Raw genomic sequence first — 2,640 nt, forward strand, 5'->3', positions numbered from 1 at the left:
ATGCGCGACACCGGCCGCGACATGCTCGACAAGTACAAGGAGACCTCACGCGGCGGCCTGGCCGTCAACGTCATCGAGTGCTAGCCACCCGCCGTCGGCCGGCCTAGCGGCGGACGTGCAGGCGGACGATCGTGCCGATCTCGTCATCGCAGATCTCACGGCGGATGCGGCCCACGATGTCCCGGTCCAGCTTGCCCGCCATCGCTCCGACGTCGGCCGACGACGGGCAGGTCACGGCGACGCGCAGGCGGGCCTGGTCGCCCACCACGCGCACCACGGCGCCCGTCAGCCCTTCGACGTCCTTGAGACCGACGCAGAGCATGGCCGTGCCCGTGCCCGACCGGACCCCGCGGCGTCCCCAGCCCAGGCAGATGAGCAACCAGCGCAGGGTGACCAGGGCGAGCAGCATCATCACCAGGGCCACCAGCCACAGCGCCCACGGCTGGCCGGCGATGGCCTCGGCGGTGCGGTCGGGCAGCACCTTGGACCGCGGCGGCAGCCCGGGCAGCTTGCCCCGGCCGCGCAGCCAGGCGTAGGCCCCGGCGAGGAGCAGTAGCCCGCCCACGACGGCCAGGCCGATCCTGTTGCCCGCGTACTGCCGCATCACCGCCCCCTCCTGCGCAGCCGCACCACGACCTCTCCCGCCGCCAGCGTGCCCACCCCGGCCAGGCGGTCGCCCACGGCGATGCCGACCTGCCTGAGCATCGCGCCCGTGCTCTCCGCGCGGGTGACCACGGTGACCTCGATGGCGCGCCTGCGCAGCCGTACCCGGGCCCGGTCCACGCCCTCGACCTCCTCGGCGACCGCGCGGAGCGTGCGCCGGAGACCGGCCCGGGTGATGCCGATCACGATCTTCGGGTCGGACGTCTCGACCGGCACCAGCCTGCACCGGCCCGGCACCACGGCCAGCAGCAGCAGCGCCGCGCCCGCGCCCGCCACCCACAGCGCGGCGAACGGCAGCTCGCTCCAGGCGTGCCGGCCCGCCTGCTCGATGAGGCGGTTCACCGGCAGCAAGCGCATCGGGCTGCCCAGCAGCGCCGAGACCACCTCGGCGGCCGTCAGCGCGAGGCCGGCGGTCAGCGCGAACGCGACCACGGCCCCTACCGGGGTGCGAGCCGGTCTGAGCGCACGTGTCGACCTGCGGAGCGGGCTCTCCTGGGCGGCGACGCCGGCGCCGGGGAGTATCTGCTGGAGCGTGGTCATCACACCGACCAGAGGTACATGGATCGGGCATCCGGTGGACCATGCCCTCGCCGCCGGTTTGCACGATCATTACGAGCCACCCAAACAACATGAACTCGACTCATATTCATTTGCCGGATATGCGGTTACGCTGCCGGTATGGACGACCGCCCGCGCTACGACCGCGCCACAGCGGCGCTCGACCCGCCCTTCGCGATCCTCGACCTCGACGCCATGCGCGCCAACGCGAAGGACCTCGTTCGGCGGGCGGCCGGCAAACCGATCAGGGTGGTGACCAAGTCGGTCCGGTCCCGGCCGGTGCTGGAGCGGATCCTGGCCATGGACGGCTTCCGCGGCCTGATGGCGTTCACCCTGCCGGAAGCGCTCTGGCTGGTTACCGAGGGCTTCACCGACGTCCTGGTGGCCTACCCGACGGCCGACCGGCGGGCGCTGGCCGACCTGGCCGGCGACCCGAGGGCCGCCCGGGAGATCACCGTGATGGTGGACTCCACCGAGCACCTCGACTACCTGGATCAGGTGCTGACCGGCGTGCACCCCCGCCCCGAGATCCGGATATGTCTGGACATCGACGCCGGGTATGTCGCCTTCGGCGGGAAGTTCCGGGCGGGCGCACTCCGCTCTCCCGTCCGCGACCCCGGCCAGGCCGCCGACCTCGCCGCCGAGATCGCCAAACGCCCGGGGTTCCGGCTGGTGGGGCTGATGGCGTACGAGGGCCAGATCGCCGGCGTCGGCGACGCCCCACCGGGCAACGCCGCCCTGACCCGCGCGATCCGGCTCATGCAGGCCCGGTCGGCGCGCGACCTCATCCTGCGCCGCGGCCGCATCGTGAACGCCGTCAGGAGGCTCTGCGACCTCGAGTTCGTCAACGGCGGTGGCACCGGCTCCATCGAACGGACCGTCCGCGAGAAGGCCATCACGGAGGTGGCGGCCGGGTCGGGGTTCTTCCATCCCCGGCTGTTCGACTTCTACCGCGGCTTCACGGGGCGCCCGGCGGCCCTGTTCGCGCTCCCGGTGGTCAGGCGCCCCGCGCTCGACACGGTCACGGTGCTCGGCGGCGGCTACCCCGCCTCGGGCCCGGCTGACCCGGTCCGCCTGCCCCAGCCGTACCTGCCGGCCGGGCTGCGCTACGCCCCCGACGAGGGCGCCGGCGAGGTGCAGACGCCGCTGATCGGCCAGGCGGCGCAGGACCTGCGGGTGGGCGACCGGGTGTGGTTCAGGCACGCCAAGGCCGGTGAGCTCTGCGAGCGCTTCGCCGCGCTGCACCTCGTCGAGGGCGACACGCTGGTGGAGTCGGCCCCCACGTACCGCGGCGAGGGCAGGACGTTCCTCTAGCGCGACAGGTCAGCGACAGGTCGGCGGCAGCTCGGCGACGGCGGCGCGGCAGCTCGGCGACGGCGGCGCGACGGGTCAGCGGCGGCGGGTCAGCGGCGGCGGTTG

Annotated in this window: 3 protein-coding genes; 1 reads left to right on the plus strand and 2 read right to left on the minus strand. The window is 73.5% G+C overall.

The genetic code is table 11. From position 1 onward, the window contains the following. Positions 1–103: 103 nt before the first annotated feature. Both DQW85_RS24575 and DQW85_RS24580 read right to left on the minus strand, forming a co-directional pair. The gene (locus DQW85_RS24575) at positions 104–607 is read right to left on the minus strand and encodes a hypothetical protein (protein ID WP_113702381.1); all 504 of its coding nucleotides are present in this window, start codon (positions 605–607) and stop codon (positions 104–106) included. Next, complete coding sequence (locus DQW85_RS24580) at positions 604–1,203, minus strand: DUF6286 domain-containing protein (RefSeq protein ID WP_113702382.1); 600 nt, start codon at positions 1,201–1,203, stop codon at positions 604–606. Before DQW85_RS24580 ends, DQW85_RS24575 begins: the two co-directional genes overlap by 4 nt. Positions 1,204–1,341: 138 nt before the next feature. On the opposite strand from DQW85_RS24580, the gene DQW85_RS24585 reads away from it, so the two are divergent. Next, entirely contained in the window at positions 1,342–2,535 is a 1,194-nt protein-coding gene (locus tag DQW85_RS24585; protein WP_113702383.1) for an amino acid deaminase/aldolase, read from the plus strand. The last annotated feature ends 105 nt before the right edge of the window (positions 2,536–2,640 follow it).

The organism is Nonomuraea lactucae (assembly GCF_003313395.1).
GTDB lineage: Bacteria > Actinomycetota > Actinomycetes > Streptosporangiales > Streptosporangiaceae > Nonomuraea > Nonomuraea lactucae.